This is a genomic window from Flavobacterium algoritolerans, assembly GCF_030010385.1.
GTDB lineage: Bacteria > Bacteroidota > Bacteroidia > Flavobacteriales > Flavobacteriaceae > Flavobacterium > Flavobacterium algoritolerans.
Genome location: NZ_JASCRZ010000005.1, coordinates 152,422 through 171,096, shown reverse-complemented (window position 1 = coordinate 171,096; position 18,675 = coordinate 152,422). Strand labels below are relative to the sequence as shown.

At 35.2% G+C, this 18,675-nt stretch carries 12 protein-coding genes; 7 read left to right on the top strand and 5 right to left on the bottom strand.

All coding sequences use genetic code 11. From position 1 onward, the window contains the following. Positions 1-9: 9 nt before the first annotated feature. Positions 10-660 carry a sugar-binding protein gene (locus QLS65_RS11930; RefSeq protein WP_282717986.1) on the bottom strand — a complete coding sequence of 217 codons (651 nt, stop codon included), beginning with the start codon at positions 658-660 and terminating at the stop codon, positions 10-12. 695 nt (positions 661-1,355) lie between these two features. On the opposite strand from QLS65_RS11930, the gene QLS65_RS11925 reads away from it, so the two are divergent. From QLS65_RS11925 to QLS65_RS11905, 5 genes are all read left to right on the top strand, one after another. Continuing rightward, the gene (locus tag QLS65_RS11925) at positions 1,356-4,418 is read left to right on the top strand and encodes a SusC/RagA family TonB-linked outer membrane protein (protein WP_282717984.1); all 3,063 of its coding nucleotides are present in this window, start codon (positions 1,356-1,358) and stop codon (positions 4,416-4,418) included. An 11-nt stretch (positions 4,419-4,429) separates the two neighbouring features. After that, a complete protein-coding gene (locus tag QLS65_RS11920) occupies positions 4,430-6,127 on the top strand; it encodes a RagB/SusD family nutrient uptake outer membrane protein (protein WP_282717981.1) in 1,698 nt (565 codons plus the stop codon). Between the two features lie 100 nt (positions 6,128-6,227). Beyond that, positions 6,228-7,571, top strand: coding sequence for a DUF3472 domain-containing protein (locus QLS65_RS11915; protein ID WP_282717979.1), 1,344 nt, complete (start codon positions 6,228-6,230; stop codon positions 7,569-7,571). Between the two features lie 100 nt (positions 7,572-7,671). Next, positions 7,672-9,051 (top strand): Gfo/Idh/MocA family protein, encoded by a 1,380-nt coding sequence (locus QLS65_RS11910; RefSeq protein WP_282717977.1) that lies wholly within the window; start codon positions 7,672-7,674, stop codon positions 9,049-9,051. 335 nt (positions 9,052-9,386) lie between these two features. Next, positions 9,387-11,024 (top strand): beta-N-acetylhexosaminidase, encoded by a 1,638-nt coding sequence (locus tag QLS65_RS11905; RefSeq protein ID WP_282717974.1) that lies wholly within the window; start codon positions 9,387-9,389, stop codon positions 11,022-11,024. Between the two features lie 402 nt (positions 11,025-11,426). Here QLS65_RS11905 and nagB read toward each other — a convergent pair whose 3' ends face one another. From nagB to QLS65_RS11885, 4 genes are read right to left on the bottom strand one after another with little or no spacing between them, the layout of a single operon-like run. Continuing rightward, positions 11,427-13,355 (bottom strand): glucosamine-6-phosphate deaminase, encoded by a 1,929-nt coding sequence (nagB, locus tag QLS65_RS11900; protein ID WP_282717967.1) that lies wholly within the window; start codon positions 13,353-13,355, stop codon positions 11,427-11,429. Positions 13,356-13,398: 43 nt separating this feature from the next. Beyond that, positions 13,399-14,781: a sugar MFS transporter gene (locus tag QLS65_RS11895; RefSeq protein ID WP_282717962.1), complete on the bottom strand. Its 1,383-nt coding sequence runs from the start codon at positions 14,779-14,781 to the stop codon at positions 13,399-13,401. A 21-nt stretch (positions 14,782-14,802) separates the two neighbouring features. Beyond that, positions 14,803-15,675 (bottom strand): sugar phosphate nucleotidyltransferase, encoded by an 873-nt coding sequence (locus QLS65_RS11890; RefSeq protein ID WP_282717960.1) that lies wholly within the window; start codon positions 15,673-15,675, stop codon positions 14,803-14,805. 2 nt (positions 15,676-15,677) lie between these two features. Further along, positions 15,678-16,778 (bottom strand): mevalonate kinase family protein, encoded by a 1,101-nt coding sequence (locus tag QLS65_RS11885; RefSeq protein WP_282717958.1) that lies wholly within the window; start codon positions 16,776-16,778, stop codon positions 15,678-15,680. Positions 16,779-17,086: 308 nt separating this feature from the next. On the opposite strand from QLS65_RS11885, the gene QLS65_RS11880 reads away from it, so the two are divergent. Further along, the gene (locus QLS65_RS11880) at positions 17,087-18,127 is read left to right on the top strand and encodes a LacI family DNA-binding transcriptional regulator (RefSeq protein WP_282711664.1); all 1,041 of its coding nucleotides are present in this window, start codon (positions 17,087-17,089) and stop codon (positions 18,125-18,127) included. A 147-nt stretch (positions 18,128-18,274) separates the two neighbouring features. Then, the gene (locus tag QLS65_RS11875) at positions 18,275-18,643 is read left to right on the top strand and encodes a lipocalin family protein (RefSeq protein WP_282717956.1); all 369 of its coding nucleotides are present in this window, start codon (positions 18,275-18,277) and stop codon (positions 18,641-18,643) included. Positions 18,644-18,675: the final 32 nt, after the last annotated feature.

Below are 18,675 nucleotides of genomic sequence, written 5' to 3'. Positions count from 1 at the left end.
AGCAATTTTCTATTCTCTTAAAATAAAAACCCCGAAAGAAGATGCAATATGAAAATTAGGGGTTTCGGTATTTGGGTTTACCCAAGTAATCCAGTTTGGTTCAAAACATTCATTTTGAGTCTTTATATGCTTAGCTCGAAAAATACCGGTTTCTATCCTGTTGTTTTTTATTAGATTAAAAATTTTCAAGGATTCGATACTAATAGATCCCTCAACAATAAAAGAATTTGCTTTTACAGATGATTTAACTACTAAATCATTCTTGGGCCAGTTCCAATTGAAATCAAAATTGGTATTGGGATAGGCTATAAAATCCATTATCCGACCAGAAGTGTCTATCTCTAGGCAATAATAGGGATTCAGTGCATCATCAGTTCTGAAAAAGAGTTCAACTCTATCAGAGTTTCCAATACTCTCAAAACTGTCATCCTTTTTTTCTGTATGGATTTCGGTATCTAAAACAGTAAAATTAAAAAATAAATTTTTTCGATCCCAAAGTGCTTTAAATGTAATTTCCGTTCCTTTTTTGTTATTCCATGGGGAACAAAAATCAGTCAAAATCTGGGCATTATCCCATACTATATCATCTCCATTTCCGGAGATTTTCAGTTGTTTGTTTTCGATTAAATGTACTTCATATTCTTTCATTTCTGGAATCATTGTATGCGGCATTTAGTGTTTCTATAAAACTGTATTTGAACAAATTTTTTTGAAATATAGTTAAAAGAAATTTCAATGAATCTCTTTGTCAATTTTTTTCTTTTCCTCTAACCTAATTTGAAGACTTAGATGCATCTGTTTTGTGTTAAATTCAAGACCAAATAACGGGCAATTAAGATTAAAAGTAAATTCAATAATATAGAACTACTGTTGAATTTTTAATTTTTTGGTTTAAAAATTCCGAATTTCTTATTATTTAATTACTATGTCCTGTTTTACACAAAAAAAAGATATAGAATCTGGGCCACTTCCATTATTAAAAAACTAGAATTTTATTACTAAAAAAACATTTCGTGCAATATTTATGTGCTCGAGAACATAAATATTGTGTGTTCGAGCACATTTTTTATGTTTTTCCTTGTTTAATAAAAATATAATCTATAGTTTCGTCACATGTTAAAAAACAAAGGCTCTTTTATTAGGTCAAAATTTAGTGTTTTTTGAAGATTATATAAGAGTATAAATTTTGCAATATGCTTTAACCCGAGATTGGGGATTTAGACAAAAACTAGCTCGGTTAAGGAATTATAAATCAAATTTTTCAGCGTTCATTTTTCTCCATTAAAAAATATAGATACAACACATAATACAGAATAAACCAACAAACAATTATTAACTAAAACCATTTCAAGAGTATGAAATTATTAACCCAAAAAAAACCAAGGGATTTAGTGATTAACAATCTGTCCCACAAAGAAATCAAACTAACGCTTCTTTCTTTGTTAGCTTTAACTTTTCAAGTTTCCACAGCTTCGACAATAAAAACGGTTGCATCATACGATATTAATTTATTACTAGTTCAGAAAATAGTAAAAGGACAAGTAACCGATGAAAGTGGCGCGCCTCTTCCTGGTGCTAATGTACTTATCAAAGGAACTACAATAGGAGTTCAGACAGATGCTGATGGTAATTTTTCTATCGAAGTATTAGGAAATAACAACACTTTGGTCGTTTCGTTTATTGGAATGGAAGAGCAAGAAGTGACCATTGGTGTTGGGCCTTTAAAAATTGTTTTAAAAGAAACAGGCCAAAAGTTAAATGAAGTCGTTATTGTAGGATACAGTACGATTAAAAAAGAGAGTCTTACCGGTTCATTACAAACAATTACAAACAAGAAGCTTACAGATGCGACAACTCCTTCTGTTGAAAATTTATTAGCAGGAAAAGCTACAGGAGTTTATGTAAACTCTGGATCTGGACAACCAGGTGAAGCCGGAAAAATAATTATTAGAGGAAAAACAACTGTAAACGGAAGCACTGATCCTTTATGGGTAGTTGATGGAGTTATAGTAGGAAGTAGTGCCGGTAGCATTAATCCTTCGGATATAGAAACCATGACGATACTTAAAGACGCAGCTTCAACTGCTGTATATGGTTCGCAAGGTGCAAACGGAGTTATTGTTGTTACTACAAAAAGTGGAAAATCAGGTAAAGCAACCATCAATTTCTCCACTAAAATGGCTGCAACAACTTTAAATACCGGTAATTTCAACTTGATGAATGGAGCCGAATTATATGACTTGTATGATTCTTTTTCGAATAAACAGGACTTTTCAAATGCATGGTGGTGGACTCCTGAATTAAGAAATAAAAATTTTGATTGGTGGGATAATGCTACCAGAACAGGTTTAGCTACAGATCATAATCTTTCTATAAGTGGTGGTAATGAAAGTTTAAAAAGCTACATTTCTCTTGGTGTTTATGATGAAACAGCCGCTATAAGGGGATATGATTACACCCGTTATAATGCCCTCTTGAAATTTAGTTACAAAGTAAATAATTGGTTGACAATCCGTCCACAAATTAATGCTACGCGCAGAGACGTGTTAGACAGACAACATTCCGTTGGCGCAATGTATGGCAATATGCCTTGGGATAACCCTTATTTAGCAGACGGTACTTTGGTAGGGAATCAACCAAATCCTACTTGGGTAAATACAACCGGATCTAATTATTTGTATGATTTACAATGGGACTACAGCGAATCTGAAGCATATGATGTTAGAAGTAATTTTGATTTTGATATAAAACTTACGGATTGGTTAACATTTACGTCAGTAAACAACTATATTTTTTCAAATTCAAATTCCATGGCTTATTCAGATCCAAGATCTTCCAGCGGATTAGCTGTAAAAGGTAGAATTGAGGATTACATGAGTTCTTATAATAGAGTGTATACTAATCAATTATTTAAATTCAATAAGTCATACGGAAAGCATGACTTTAATGCCATTGCGGGATATGAATGGAATGAGTTTAATTCAAAAAGTACGGTAGGAATTGCTACTGGATTTGCTCCAGGATTTATAGTGGGTGATGTGGCTTCGATTCCTGAAAAAGTAAAAGGAAGCAGAGCACAATGGGCTGTACAATCTTTACTGTCGAATGTGAATTATACCTATGATAATAAATATTTAGCACAAGTTTCGCTTAGACGTGACGGAGCTTCAAATTTTGGGGTTAATTCACAATATGGAAATTTCTTCTCCGTAAGTGGTGGATGGAACATTCATAAAGAAGACTTTTTTAAAGCAGATTATATTACAAACTTAAAACTTAGAGCCAGTTACGGATCAGTAGGAAACAGACCAAACAGTCTTTATCCACATTATGCCTTGTATTCTTTAACGACAGGTTATAATGAAAATCCAGGAGCCCTAATTTCTCAAATTGCAAATCCTGATTTAAGTTGGGAAAAAACATATACAGCCGGAGTTGGTTTAGACATTAGTTTTTTAAAACGATTCAACCTTACTTTAGATTATTATGATAAAGACACTTCTGGTTTATTGTATCAAGTTCCTTTGCCAGGAGTTATTGGAGTTACCAGCATTTGGAAAAACGTTGGGGCAGTAAGCAACAAAGGTTTTGAAGCTGCACTTAATGTTGAAATCGTTAAAAACGAAGATTGGAGATGGGCTGTTGATGCTAATATTGGCGTGAATAAAAACAAAGTAACCAGTCTTTATGGTGAAAGAAAGCAAATCATCGTGGGCGATGGATCTGGAATTGCCGGTTCAGCTTCTAAATTATTGACTCCAGGAAAAGACGTTGATACGTGGTACCTTACCGAATGGGCTGGTGTAGATCCAGAGACCGGAAGACCTCAATGGTTTGAAACCAATGCAAACGGGGAACGTGTAAAAACGTTTAGTTATAGTAATGCTTCAAAAACACCAATTGCTATGGGAGCTTATACCCCTTCGTTTTTTGGTGGATTTTCAACAAATTTAGATTATAAGAGTTTTGATTTATCGGCCATATTTACCTATTCTGTAGGAGGTGAAATTTATAATTATGCCAGAGCAGAATTTGATTCAGATGGGGCATATACTGATCGTAACCAAATGAATCTTCACAGTGGATGGAGCCGATGGGAAAAACCGGGAGATATTGCGACTCATCCTCAAGCGAGTTATAACAATCAAAGTAACTCAAATAAAGCTTCGTCCCGTTTCTTAGAAACTGGAACCTATCTAAAAATGAGAAGCCTTTCTTTAGGATATAACTTAAATGTGGAGCGTTTGAATATTTCTAATCTTAGATTATTTGTAGCTGCAGAAAACTTATTTACAATTTCTCACTTCTCTGGAGTTGATCCTGAGATACCACCTAGTAATGGTCAAATAACAGGAGTTGCAACATCAGTATATCCTCAGACACGCAAATTTGTATTAGGTCTTAATCTTACTCTTTAAAAAAATAAATCATGAAAAAGATATTTATATTATTCATTACAATTAGTTTCTTATACTCTTGTGAGCTAGAGAGAGAGCCATTTAATTCGTACACCGAGGATAAAATTCTTGCTGATAAAGAAGCGGCAGTCGAAGTACTTTTGAATGGGTGTTACGCACAACTTAAAGGATGGTCTGACGTTATGCACCGAGTAGGAGAATATCCGGGTGATAATATTATGATACGTGGAACATCTACGGATTCATTCTATTCCTTTATTTCGTACCAACACATACCGGATAACGGGAGATTATCTGTTTTTTGGAACAACAGTTATAAAATTATTTCACAATCAAGTGACTTAATAAAAATTATTTCAGAAGGTGAAAATGCGCAAATTGACCAACAATTGGGAGAAGCCTATTATTTAAGAGGAATGATTTACTTTTATTTATCTCGTACTTACGGCAGACCTTATTCACAATCCCCTGAGTCTAATTTGGGAGTACCTATTGTAAACGGAATGCCTGCTGATATCGATAATTTACGTCTACCAGACAGATCCACAATTAAAGATAGTTATCAACAAGCTATAAATGATTTGAAAAAAGCAGAGACACTAATGACCGTAAAACGTAGTGCGACTTATGCAACCAAAGAAGCTGCACAAGCAATGCTATCCAGAGTATATTTGTATATGAGCGGTACCTACCAAAATCCAAATCAAGAATATGCTTCTCTAGCTATAGAATATGCTACTAAAGTAATTGCAAGCGGGAATTACAATTTGCTTAGCAGAGCTGATTTTATGAAATACAACACGTTTGCTCCTGATGCTGCCGGACAAACAGAAACCATTTTTGCCGTAAAACGTGTGGCTTCAGAGTTTTCCGGTTTTGATCATTATTATGGTATTGGCGGGATGTATGCTAATATACAAGGACAAGGTTGGGGAGAAATGTATGCTAGTGCTAAATATTTAGATTTACTACGTAAGTCAGGTAAGAAAAATGATGCTCGTTGGGCATTTATTGAGCCTCAATATTCAGTTGATGCGTCAAATAATAAAACAGAAGCATTCCGTTTTGTACATGATTCTTACAATGCCAGCGGAGTACAAACGGGTTATAACTATCTGCAACAACCATTGAAACGTAATGCTGATGGTACATTCTATATCAATATTGGAACAGATAAATACGATCTGACAGAAGTTGATGCTGCTGAGAATAGTTATTCTATTGTTTATAAAGGAAAAACGTATGTTGGTGAAAAAGATTTTATGATGTTATTGAACCGCGTATATCCAATGTACTATATCACTAAATGTTCTTTACAGGATAATGATTCGCATCTTCATTCTCCAATCATTTCAAGATTATCAGAAATGTATTTGAATATGGCAGAAGCCTATGCGAAAAAAGGAGATTACACAAATGCACGTATCAATTTAAATGTTGTTAGAGAAAGAGCAATTGTAGGAGGAGGATATACTACATTAACTAGTGCCAATGCGATCCAACTTATTGATGAAGAGCGTCAATTAGAATTAGCTTTCGAAGCACATAGGGGCTACGATGTATATAGAAACGGACAAACTATGAAGCGTAATTATCCAGGGCCACACCGTGCAATGGAGGATATTCCTGCATCCAGTTTGCGTGTGATACAGTACATTCCTCAATCAGAAATAAATGCTTATCCCGGAACGCTAACCCAAAATCAATAGTAGAAGGTTAGAATAATGTTGTTAAAACGTCTATTTGGTTAAGAATAAAAGGTATCAGAAAAGGGAATTACTGAACAGAAATAAGTATAAAAAATTATAAATGAAAAAAAGATTCTTTACAAAACTATTAGCAATCATATTATTGATTCCACTTACCTCTTGTAGTAATAATGGTAGAAATAGTGATTTTGATGATGCCTATGATTCTAAAATGATATCCGAAATTTCTTTACCTCTTGGTGGAAATGCTTTTAGTTCAACTCCCTTTGCGGAAATTGAAACCATTACAAAAAATGGAATCGAGTATTGGACCAATTCTGAAGAATATTTTACTGCTTATTTTCGAATTTCTGAGCCGGGAGTCTTCCAATTTTCCATAAACAAGGAGTCATTGGCAGTTCTTGGGAAATCAACTTTAGAATTCACTATCAACAATGAATCCAAGAGAGTTGAATTCAACGACACTAAAAAAGATTCTTACCAAATAGGACGTTGGGAAATTACTGAACCAGGTTATGTTGCTTTAAAAATAAAAGGAATCAGCAAGAATAAAAGTAATTTTCCTTCTATTTCAAGAGTAACAATTAACAGCTCGATTGCTAAAGACAAAATTGCATTTGTTCAAAATGACGAAGGTAGTTTTTATCATTGGGGAAGACGAGGGCCTTCCGTACACTTAAATTATCAAGTACCAACAGATGCAACTATAGAATGGTTTTACAACGAAGTTACGGTGCCAAAAGGCCAGGATATTATAGGTTCTTATTATATGGCAAATGGTTTCGCAGAAGGCTATTTTGGTATTCAAGTTAATTCGGATACAGAGCGCAGAGTATTATTCTCTGTTTGGAGCCCATTTGTAACGGATGATCCGGCAACTATTCCAGATTCTAAAAAAATTAAACTCCTTAAAAAAGGAGCAGGAGTAACAACAGGAGAATTTGGCAATGAAGGTTCCGGTGGACAAAGTTATTTGAAGTACAATTGGATTGCTGGAAACACGTATCAGTTTTTACTTCGTGGAGTTCCGCAAAACGATAATTCGACAACCTATACCGCTTACTTTTTTGCACCCGAATTAAACCAATGGCAATTAATAGCCAGCTTTAACCGTCCGGAAACCAATACTTATTTAAAGCGATTTCATTCGTTCTTAGAAAATTTTTCTCCGGAACAAGGGAATAAATCTCGCGAAGTATTATTCAATAATCAATGGTATTGTGACGCTAACGGAAATTGGACAGAGATTAACTCCGCAAAATTCACAACAGATAACACGGGTACTATTGGATATCGTATGGATTATTCCGGTGGCTTACTAAATAACGAATCGTTCTATTTGAAAAACGGAGGCTTTTTTAATAATTTTACCAAAGCACAAAGCGTTTTTACAAGACCGTTACATCAGAAAAGACCTGATATTGATTTTAGTGTATTACCTTAAAGAGTACTCACTGATTAAGCTAAAAAAAATAATAAAGTATTACAAAATGGGTAATCTAGAGCTTGATTATCTACCTTTTTTTAAATAAATAAATAAAATTATGAAAACCAGTATTTTTAAATTGCTACTTATTTCCTTTCTTTTTTTAGGATGGGCAAATGTATCGGCTCAAATGATTAAAACCCCGGCTCCAAAACGTGCTAAAGGACAAACGGATGTTTTGCGTCTTGCTACAGCTCCCATTCCTACGGTTCGTATTGCGTTCATCGGTTTAGGAATGCGTGGTCCAGGTGCGGTAGAACGTATGACACATATTCCGGGAGTAGAGATTGTTGCATTGTGCGATATGCTAGAAACCAACACCAAATCGGCAAACGAAATTCTTACTAAAGCGGGACTTCCTAAAGCAAAAGAATTTTTTGGGGATGAAAATGCTTGGAGAAAAGTAACGGCACTTCCAAATGTAGATCTTGTATATGTAGCAACAGATTGGAAAAACCATGCAAAAATTGGCGTTCAAGCCATGAAAGATGGTAAAAATGTAGCCATTGAAGTTCCTGGTGCCATGACTATGGAAGAAATTTGGGACTTAATTAATACTTCTGAAAAAACACGTAAGCACTGTATGCAATTGGAGAATTGTGTGTATGACTTCTTTGAATTGACGACATTAAATATGGCTCAACAAGGATTGTTTGGAGAAATTATGCATGCTGAAGGGGCTTATATCCACGGACTTCAACCGTTCTGGGGCGAATATTGGAATAACTGGCGTATGGATTACAATAGAAAACACCGTGGCGATATTTATGCGACCCATGGAATGGGACCAGCATGTCAAGCCTTGAATATTCACCGCGGTGACAAAATGAATTTTTTAGTTTCTATGGATACTAAAGCCGTTGGTAATCCTGCTTATATTAAAGAAAAATCAGGAATAGAAGTGACAGATTTTAGAAACGGGGATCACACAATGACTATGATTCGTACCGAAAAGGGAAAAACAATCCAAATTCAACATGATGTGACTTCACCACGTCCTTACAGTCGTATGTATCAGATTAGCGGAACTAAGGGTTTTGCAAACAAATATCCTTTAGAAGGATATGCCTTGGATTCTAAATCTGTAGGTTCAGATATTACACCAAATCATGAAAAATTGAATGCCCACAGTTTTGTGCCTGCTGATGTGAAAAAAGCTTTGATGGAAAAATACAAACACCCAATTGTAGCTGGAATAGAGGAAAAAGCCAAAAAAGTTGGCGGTCATGGCGGGATGGACTTTATAATGGATTATCGCTTGATTTATTGTTTACAAAACGGACTTCCACTGGATATGGATGTGTATGATTTGGCGGAATGGTCTTGTCTTGGACCGTTAACAGAAAAATCTCTGGATAATAATTCTGCACCAGTGGAGATTCCTGATTTCACTCGTGGAGGTTGGCAAAAATTAAAAGGTTTAGAGTTCTCTAAATAAAAATGAATACCAATTAGCAAAAAAAAGAGGGTAATACATTATGTGTTACTCTCTTTTGTACGTTGAACAAATACTTTTATATCCGTTTGGATGTTTCAATTTTAGCTATCAATACCTTTAAAAAAGATAGTGCGGTAGTTTAAGATAAATAACCCTCTTAAAACTAAAATTAGACAAATATATAGCATTGCATAAAGGACAGGGAGGTTAGAAGTAAAAAATATTCATCTAGTTTTTTGCTATTTAGGCAGTAAAAAACTAATTTAGAAATTAGTTCTTAAACAGATGAGGACTGTGTGAAATTTAAAATAATACTATTAATAAAAAACGTAAATATGGTACGATCATTTTTCTTTTCGCTTCTTTTATGCAGCTCATTCTCATTTGCTCAAGAAGTAAAAATCATTCCTCAGCCAGCCGAAGTTATTACTAATACGGGCAGTTTTGTTATTAGCCCTAAAACAAGCCTGGTGGTTGCCAACAAAGGGGATAAAGCTACGGCAGCCTTCTTCAATACTTATTTATTGGAGTATTATGGATTTGAATTAGCAGTAGTTCAAAAAGCTTCTAAGAACAGCATTGTTTTGAATAGTATTCAAAATATTGATGGGCTTAAGGGAGAAGGTTATAGTTTAAAATCGGATAAGGACGGCGTATTGATTGAAGGGAATTCAAATCAAGGAACTTTTTATGGCATGCAAACATTAATTCAATTGCTTTCTACAGAGAAAAGTAACAATCTAAAGATTGCTTTGGTACAGGTAAAAGATGAACCACGTTTTGGCTATAGAGGTTCGATGTTGGATGTAAGCCGTCATTTTTTACCGGTTTCATTCGTTAAAAAATATATTGATTACCTAGCCTTGCATAAAATGAATTATTTCCATTGGCACCTAACCGAAGATCAGGGTTGGAGAATTGAAATAAAAAAATATCCTAGATTGACTCAAATAGGTTCTAAAAGAAATGGATCTATCATAGGAAGGTATCCGGGTAAAGGAAGTGATAATACACCTGAAGAAGGTTTTTATACCCAAGAGGAAGTAAAAGATATTGTGAAGTATGCTTCTGACCGATTTGTTACGGTAGTACCAGAAATTGAAATGCCGGGTCATAGCAGTGCCGCCATTGCAGCTTATCCGATGTTGAGTTGTTTCCCGAATGAAAAAACAGTTATACCGGCTACCATGATTTCTGAGAAAAGCAAACAGGAATTAGCAAATGGCAGGGTAAAACTGGTTCAGGAAACTTGGGGTGTTTTTACCGATGTGTATGCTCCAACCGAATATACTTTCAACTTTCTTGAAGATGTTCTTGATGAGGTAATGGCTTTGTTTCCTTCAAAATACATCCATGTTGGTGGCGATGAATCTCCTAAAGATGCTTGGAAAAGAAGTGAATTTTGTCAACAGCTGATAAAAGAGAAAGGCTTGAAGGATGAGCACGAACTTCAAAGCTATTTTATCCAACGCATGGAAAAATACATTAATAAAAAAGGAAGAACTTTGATAGGTTGGGACGAAATATTAGAGGGTGGTCTGGCTCCAAATGCAATTGTTATGAGCTGGAGAGGTGAAGCTGGTGGTATAGCCGCTGCCAAAGAAAACCATCAGGTGATTATGACTCCTGGAAGCCACGTTTATCTGGATCATTCCCAAACAAAAAATGAAAAAGAAGTTACTATTGGAGGTTTTACCTCATTGGAAAAAATATACAGTTATGAGCCTATTCCTAAAGAATTGAATGAGCAACAGGCTAAATATGTACTGGGTGCCCAAGGAAATGTGTGGACAGAATATATGGAAAATCCTGCCAAAGTAGAATATATGATATTCCCGCGTTTGAGTGCCCTTAGCGAAGTATTATGGTCGCCGAAGGAAAATAAAAATTGGCCTGCTTTTCAAACTAAAATTGAGACTATGAAAAAAAGATATGATATGTGGGGCGCTAATTATTTTAAAGAAAACGAATAATAATTAGATCGTTGGGTGTAATTAGTTTTTGATGATACTTTTTCGTCAGTTCGAGTGGTTTTCGATAGAAAATCGTATCGATAACAAGGAAAATTTCATTACAAACGGTTTTCGATATATTTTTTGTTCCATTTTACTACACAAAAAACACTCGAACTGACGGTTTTGATAATTAGTCTAAATATGTTACATAAAAAGAGGCAGTCCGAAAAGGCAGCCTCTTTTTATGCATCTAAATTTTATTCATCGCTGGTTTCTGTACTATTGAAAAAGGACTAAAAAAGTAACTCCGAAGCAGGATGATTTCATTTGGTAGTTTAAAGTATTCATTCTTCCCTTATAAAATTATGGTTTTTTGGAGCGTTCCAAAATTTTGCGAGAGTAGCAGTGATTGATCTGTTTTTAATAATGCCATCTGACAAAAGCCTCCATTGCAGCATAATTAGACAATCCTAATTGTACATATAATTCTGCAGTTTCCCTATTTCTATCTTCTGCTCTTTGCCAAAATTCTCTGGCATCAGACCCCTGGAATACAACGCCGTCTTTTTGAGATTGGTGCTTGAAAATCCCGTGTCTTTTTTCTAATACCTGATCCGGACTCATGGGTACTGCCATTTCAATTTCGTCGATTCCCCATTCCTGCCAAGCACCTCTGTACAACCAAACCCAGCAATCTTTCATGAAATCTTTTGATTTCAATCGTTTTACTGCTTCAAAAATGGCATCCAAACATACTTTATGCGTTCCATGCGGATCCGCTAAATCACCTGCGGCATATATTTGATGCGGTTGTATTTTCTCGATAAGATCCATGGTAAACTGGATGTCTATTTCTCCCAAAGGTTTTTTCTCAATCGTTCCTGTTTCATAGAAAGGCAGTTCCATAAAGTGAATTTGCTCATCCGGCAAACCAACGAAATTACTGGTGGAACGCGCTTCTCCTTTTCGAATCAATCCTTTCAAGTAGCGCACTTCAGGAATGTCTATTTCACTTGCTTTTTTATTTTTAAGAAATGCTATCGATTTTTTATAAATATCCTCTGCTTCACTACTTTTTATTCCAAATTTTTCATTGTAGTCACAAACGAATCTGGCAAATCGTAGTGCCTCATCATCAGCAACAGCAATATTTCCAGAGGTTTGGTAGGCCACATGCACTTCATGCCCTTGTTGTTGCAATCGCATAAAAGTTCCTCCCATACTGATAATATCATCATCCGGATGCGGACTAAAAATCAGCACTCTTTTTCTAGCCGGTTCCGCTCTTTCAGGTCTATTGGAGTCCTCCGCATTTGGTTTTCCTCCCGGCCATCCGGTGATTGTATTTTGTAATTTATTAAATATTTTGATGTTGATGTCGTACGCTGGACCTGAATCAGCCAATAAATCGCTCATTCCGTTCTCAATATAATCTGCATCCGTAAGCATCAAAATAGGCTTCTTTAAATCAAGTGCCAACCCTAATACTGCTTTTCTGGTCAATCGATCTGTCCAAACAATTTTCTCCACTAACCAAGGCCTATTAATTCGTGTTAGTTTTGAAGAAGCTTCTTTATCTAAAACAAAAACAGCATTATTGTGCTCTTGCAAAAAGGACGCAGGAATTTGATTGGTTACGGTTCCTTCAACAGAAGCTTTAATGATGTTCGATTTTCCTTCGCCCCAAGCCATTAGGATCACTTGTTTGGCTTCCATTATTTTTTTAACTCCAAGCGTGATTGCTGTTCTGGGTGTATTGCCCAATCCAGAAAAATCGCCACTTGCCGCCACTCTGGTAATGTGATCTAATGCCACCAATCTTGTTTTTGAATTCTGTAAAGAACCAGATTCATTGAACCCAATATGACCGTTTCCGCCAATTCCTAAAATCTGCAAATCAATGCCACCCAAAGCTTCTATTTTCGCTTCATAATTAGCACAATAATCCGCAATTTCTTCTTTGGATAACGTTCCATCTGGAATATGATAATTTTCGGGTAGGATATCCACTTGATCCAACAGTAATTCTTTCATAAATCGCACATAGCTGTTTATAGAATCCGGTTCCATTGGGTAATATTCGTCTAAGTTGAATGTAATTACATTTTTGAAACTCAGTCCCTCTTCTTTGTGCAGGTGCACTAATTCAGCATACAATCCTTTGGGCGAAGACCCTGTTGCCAAGCCTAATATGCAGGATTCCTGATTCTCTTGTTTTGACTTGATAAGTGTTGCTATTTGTTGTGCAACCGCTTTGGATGCTTCGGTTGAATTTTCAAAAACTATGGTACCTATATTCTCGAATCTTTTTTCGAAACCTGTCGCCTTATCTATACTACTTTTTAACATTGTCAGTTTTATTTTTAATTTATTTTATAATCGTAATCGAGTATTATTTTCTGGACCAGCTTCGGTATTTGTGTCCTTTAAAAGCATAAAATATAATCATTAAATAAGAAGGCACTAAAATTAAATACGCAATTTGATTCCCACTTTTTGCTGTTTCTGCAACTCCATTGGCTTCGTTAGTCAAGTTGATGGTTTCCACTAAATAACCATAAAGCAATGGGAAAATTGCACCTCCAATGATACCCATAATCAATATGGCGCTGGCTATTTTAGTATATCCTCCCAAATCCTGAAGTGCCATCGGCCATATTGCAGGCCAACAAAGTGCATTAGAAAGTCCCAATAGTGCGACTAAAATAATGACTACAGGTAAAACTGGAATACCAGGCAATTGAACCGTTATAGTTGGGGATATTAACACAATTAAAATCACTAACAGCAATCCAAGAATACCGGAAGCTTTTAGTGCAGTAACTTGGGAAATATATTTAGGAATTAATGTGATTCCTAAAATATATCCTATTACCATTGCTGTCATGGTAAATGAAGTTAGTTTTAAATAAAAATTACCATCTTCACCATAAACGCCTAGTTGTTTTCCGAAGCCACCAATTGAATCTCCCGCTAAAACCTCGGCAGCCAAGTATAACATCAAGGTGATTACACCTAAAACTAATTGAGGATATTTAAAAGCATTTACAATCTGTTTAAAAACGCTTTGATTTAATACTTTTCCATCTTCATCCAGATCAATTTCCGGCAACGGAGACAGTTTGACTAAAGTGGCCAAGACAAGAATAATAGCTCCCATGTATAAATACGGAGTTTGTAATTGTAGCGCAAGGGAATCTAATACGGCAGATTTAGTGGCGAAATCCAGTACGGCAATTTTATCGGCCGTATACTCTTGCATGTTTGACAGCACCAAAGCTGTCAACACCAGCGGTGCTATAAATCCTGCTAATTTATTGGCAATCCCTAACACACTAATTCGTGCTGCAGCACTTTCTCTGGGACCAATAACAACTACATAAGGATTTGCTGCCGTTTGCAAAATTGCCAAACCAGTTCCCATAACAAATAAAGCCACCAGAAACAGGAGAAAAGTGCGTGCTTCGGCTGCAGGGTAAAACATAAATGCTCCAAAAGCAATTACCACTAATCCTACCGAAACGCCGTTTTTATAGCCTACTTTTTCTATGACCCAAGAGGAGGGAATCGCCATTACAAAATACGCAATATAAAAGGCAAAAGCCACAAAATAAGCCTGAGATTGAGACAACTCGCACGCTAATTCGAAAAATGGAATTAGTGGGCCATTCAACCAAGTTACGAATCCTAAAATGAAAAATAATGAGGTTAGAATAACCATCGGAATTAATGTATTCCCGGGTTTATTATTTATGGTGCTTTTACTTTGTGACATGTTATTTGTTTATAGGTTTTACTATTCCCAGTTGAGTACTGGATAGTGTTTTTTTAAATAGGCTTTTACCTCCGCGATGTCTTCTTTTGCTGTTAAATCTGGAACATGTTCCGAAAACGGAATTCCTAATGTGGTATCAGGATGCTCTTTTAGTGCGTTCAACAGTACCGTTGGTAATTCTTTTTCGTCTCTTTCAGGATGAACGGGACAGTTTTTCAGATACGGATATAAAAGCGCTCCGTTAAATTTAAAAGCGTTCATACTCACTCTCAATTTTCCTTCGGCATCTTTGTAGTTTTCTAAAACTTCGGCAGTTGGTTTTTCAAGAATGTCTAATAATTGATTGTTTTTACTGAGTTTCGCTATGGCAAAACGAGAAATTCGCTCTGACGGAAACTCCAAAGCATCCCGATTATAACTAATAAATGCATTTTGACTATTGGTTTCTCTAAGCGCATATAAGGCTTCAGTAGAATATAAATTATCGCTATTGCAAACCGTATACTCTTGAGTATTCAAATCCGGATATTGCTCCACTGCTTGAAATAAAGCATCAGCGGTGCCAAATGGTTTTATTCTTCCTTCAGGAATGTGTTGCGTTGCAAAAGAAATCGTCAAGCCATTAAAGTTATTATTGCTGTTATCGCTTCCATAAAACTCTTTAAATAAATCGCCTTGTTCTCCAATAATAATATAGATGTTTTTATAACCTGCTTTTTTAGCATTTAATAAAAGGTAATCCAATAATGGTCTTCCGTTTGGTCCAACACCAATTAATCCTTTACTTCTTTCATTCGCTTGCGCAATTTCTTCTTCGCTCAGGTTAGCCACTGCAACTTGTTTTTTCATTCTGGAAGAAGCGCCACCGGCCAAAATAATTAGATTGTCATGCATACTTAATTCTTTAAAATTTTACTGTTTTCTAGTATTCTCACGCCAGGATCAACAGTTACGGTATAGGCTTCTATTGCGCCTGCTGCCAGTATTGCTGCTACTACAGGAGCTTCATTTCCCGGTTCAGCCAGTACGACAATACTACCGCCGCCACCTGAACCCACTATTTTAGCCCCATACGCCCCAGCTTTTAATGCGGCATTGATCATCGCGTCAATTTTAGGGACTGTTATTTTTAATAAATCTCTTAAAACAGCGTGATGCTGATTCATCAAAGTACCAATCTTCTTCAAGTCTGGAGTTGGTTTTTCAAATTCTTTTAAAGCCTCTTTTGTATAATGGTAATTCTTGATGGCCGCTTCAAAATAAGGAATCAATCGGTCCGGTAAGTAATTATGGTATTTATCTAAATCTTCTATTTCGGATGTATTTAAATCAAAATCTGTAAAACTTTGTTTGATAGTATCAATTGCTATTAATGCATTTCCTTTTAATTCTCCAATCAAACCAATCGTTTCTTTGGGTACACCTGAAACTCCGGTTATTAAGCCTTTCAACTCGGTTCCAATGATGGTGTATGAAAAAGGATCTTTGGTATTGATGTGAACAATATTACCCACTCCGATGCTGTAATGATCCATCATTCCGCCGGGTTCTCCGTGCTCTAAAACTTCAGAAGCATACCCCATTTTTGCAATAAATTCAGGGGTTATTTCATCATCAACTCCAAAAGCTGTAATCAAAAAATTAATCCACGCTAATAGCAAAGCGGATGAGCTTGAGGTTCCGGAATTGATAGGTATGTCTCCTTTTATGGTGATGTCGTATCCTACAGTTGGGATGCAACCCTGTCTTCTCAACACTCTCAGGGAAGAGGCAAAATAATCTCGAGGCGCTAATTCCGAAAAAGTAGCATGAATATCAATGATCCTGACTTCATTAATATCATCCATATTTAATCTGAAAACTGCAGTGTCATTTTGCACTGCCGTTAATTTTATATTTCGATTAATCGCACAGGCAATCACCGGTAAACCTAAATAATCTTGATGATCTCCAAAGAGGCACGTTCGTCCAGGAGCTAATGATATAATTTCTTTCACTTTTTACGGGTGTTAAAAGGCTGTTATTCTGAATTTTAAGTAAGATTTTAGTTGTAATGCTAACTATTTAATTCGTTTTTACTTTACGAAACTATAGATTAAATTCTAATAAAACAAGTAAAAAATAATAAATGTGCTCGAACACACTTTATTTATGTTATCGAGCACATTTTTAAATTATATAAAAAAGCATACTTGAAAATAGATTGGGATTCAAAACAAAAGGATGTTACTTCTCAACTAAATTCTCTTTTGTTAATTAAGTCTTACAAAAAAAACAAACCAAAGTTTTTATATATTTGCTCATTATGGATAAAAAATATACGATAAAGGATATTGCTAAATTAGCTGGCGTTTCGAAAGGGACTGTTGACAGAGTCTTGCATAAAAGAGGAAAAGTGTCACCAGCCGCTCTGGAAAAGGTCACCGAAGTTTTAAAAGTAATAGACTACGAACCAAATCTTATTGCCAGGAATTTAAAAAACAATAAAATTTATCGTATTTGTATTCTGCTTCCTGATCCAAAAATGGATCCCTATTGGCTTCCTTGCCTCAATGGCATTGATGATGCTGTGAAAGAATTTAAAGCTTATAATCTCGTTATTGAAACCTTTTATTTCAATCCGGAAAAGAAGAAGTCTTTTTTAAAAACGAATGCAGCCGTATTAGAATTATCTCCCGATGCCGTTTTGCTAGCGCCTTTATTCCATAAAGAAACTGTAGATGTTATAGAAAAATACCATTCCTTGAATATTATTGTGAATACTTTTAATAACCAAGTCGAATCCAGTTTTGTGAAAAGTTTCGTTGGTCAGGATTTATTCCGAAGTGGGCGAGTGGCAGCAAAATTAATAGATTCGATTACCGGTAATGGTCAAATTGCTATTGTTCATATTGATGAAACCTACAAAAATGCAATTCACATGCAGGAAAAAGAACGGGGTTTTAGAAATTATTTTGATGAGAAAGAAAATTCAGCATATACTATTACCACTTTAAAATTAAAAAATCCAAATGTTGAAATTAGTTTCAATACTTTCTTGAATGAAAACCCAGAGGTCACAGGAATTTTTGTTACTACTTCTAAAGCGTATCAAATCGCTAAAATAATTAGCGACTTTAAAAGTAAAAAAATTAGAGTTGTTGGTTACGATTTAATTGCTGAAAATGTTGCTTATTTGAATCAAGGCGTAATTGATTTTATGATTCATCAAAATCAGAAAAGACAAGCCTATCTGGGAATAACTTCTTTAGTGGAACATTTTCTCTTTCAGAAAGAAATTCCTGAAATGATTGTTTTACCGATTGACATTGTAAATGCTGAAAATGCCGAGTATTATATGGTATAATTTTACTTCTTTACATTCAATCCTCAAAACAATGCCATAAAATTAGGGTTTTCTATACTAGCGTTAGCAGTAATACATTAAACCCCCAAAATAATTTACATTGTATCATTTATAGGTTGAATAGTATTTTATATTAAATCAAAAAGCATGCTTAAATTAATTACATTATTTCTCTTTATCGGATTTTACACCACTTCAAATGCACAAAATTCTAAACTATTAGAAGGAAAATGGATTTTCAAAGAAGCTTTGAATAAAGGTATAGACGACCTTGGCAGAAAAACCTTGAAATCAGATATAATTAATAAAATGACCTTTGAATTTAGACCTAATGGTGACTTCGTTGCTTTTGCTTTTGGAGAAAATATGAATGGAAATTGGTTGCTTTCCACTAATTCAAAATCGATAGTTTTAAACACAGGAAAAGAAAAATACGAGTTTATCATTCTTGAATTAACAGGGAGCCGTTTATTATTAAAGATGGGTTTAGGTGAGTTTTTAATGAAAAAGCTATAAAAAGTAGTGTTGATAGTTGTTACAAATGATTA

Bases quoted from the DNA above. Each gene is read 5' to 3' on its own strand.
- QLS65_RS11930 (WP_282717986.1), bottom strand. From the start codon at position 660: ATGATTCCAGAAATGAAAGAATATGAAGTACATTTAATCGAAAACAAA.
- QLS65_RS11925 (WP_282717984.1), top strand. From the start codon at position 1,356: ATGAAATTATTAACCCAAAAAAAACCAAGGGATTTAGTGATTAACAAT.
- QLS65_RS11920 (WP_282717981.1), top strand. From the start codon at position 4,430: ATGAAAAAGATATTTATATTATTCATTACAATTAGTTTCTTATACTCT.
- QLS65_RS11915 (WP_282717979.1), top strand. From the start codon at position 6,228: ATGAAAAAAAGATTCTTTACAAAACTATTAGCAATCATATTATTGATT.
- QLS65_RS11910 (WP_282717977.1), top strand. From the start codon at position 7,672: ATGAAAACCAGTATTTTTAAATTGCTACTTATTTCCTTTCTTTTTTTA.
- QLS65_RS11905 (WP_282717974.1), top strand. From the start codon at position 9,387: ATGGTACGATCATTTTTCTTTTCGCTTCTTTTATGCAGCTCATTCTCA.
- nagB (WP_282717967.1), bottom strand. From the start codon at position 13,355: ATGTTAAAAAGTAGTATAGATAAGGCGACAGGTTTCGAAAAAAGATTC.
- QLS65_RS11895 (WP_282717962.1), bottom strand. From the start codon at position 14,781: ATGTCACAAAGTAAAAGCACCATAAATAATAAACCCGGGAATACATTA.
- QLS65_RS11890 (WP_282717960.1), bottom strand. From the start codon at position 15,675: ATGCATGACAATCTAATTATTTTGGCCGGTGGCGCTTCTTCCAGAATG.
- QLS65_RS11880 (WP_282711664.1), top strand. From the start codon at position 17,087: ATGGATAAAAAATATACGATAAAGGATATTGCTAAATTAGCTGGCGTT.
- QLS65_RS11875 (WP_282717956.1), top strand. From the start codon at position 18,275: ATGCTTAAATTAATTACATTATTTCTCTTTATCGGATTTTACACCACT.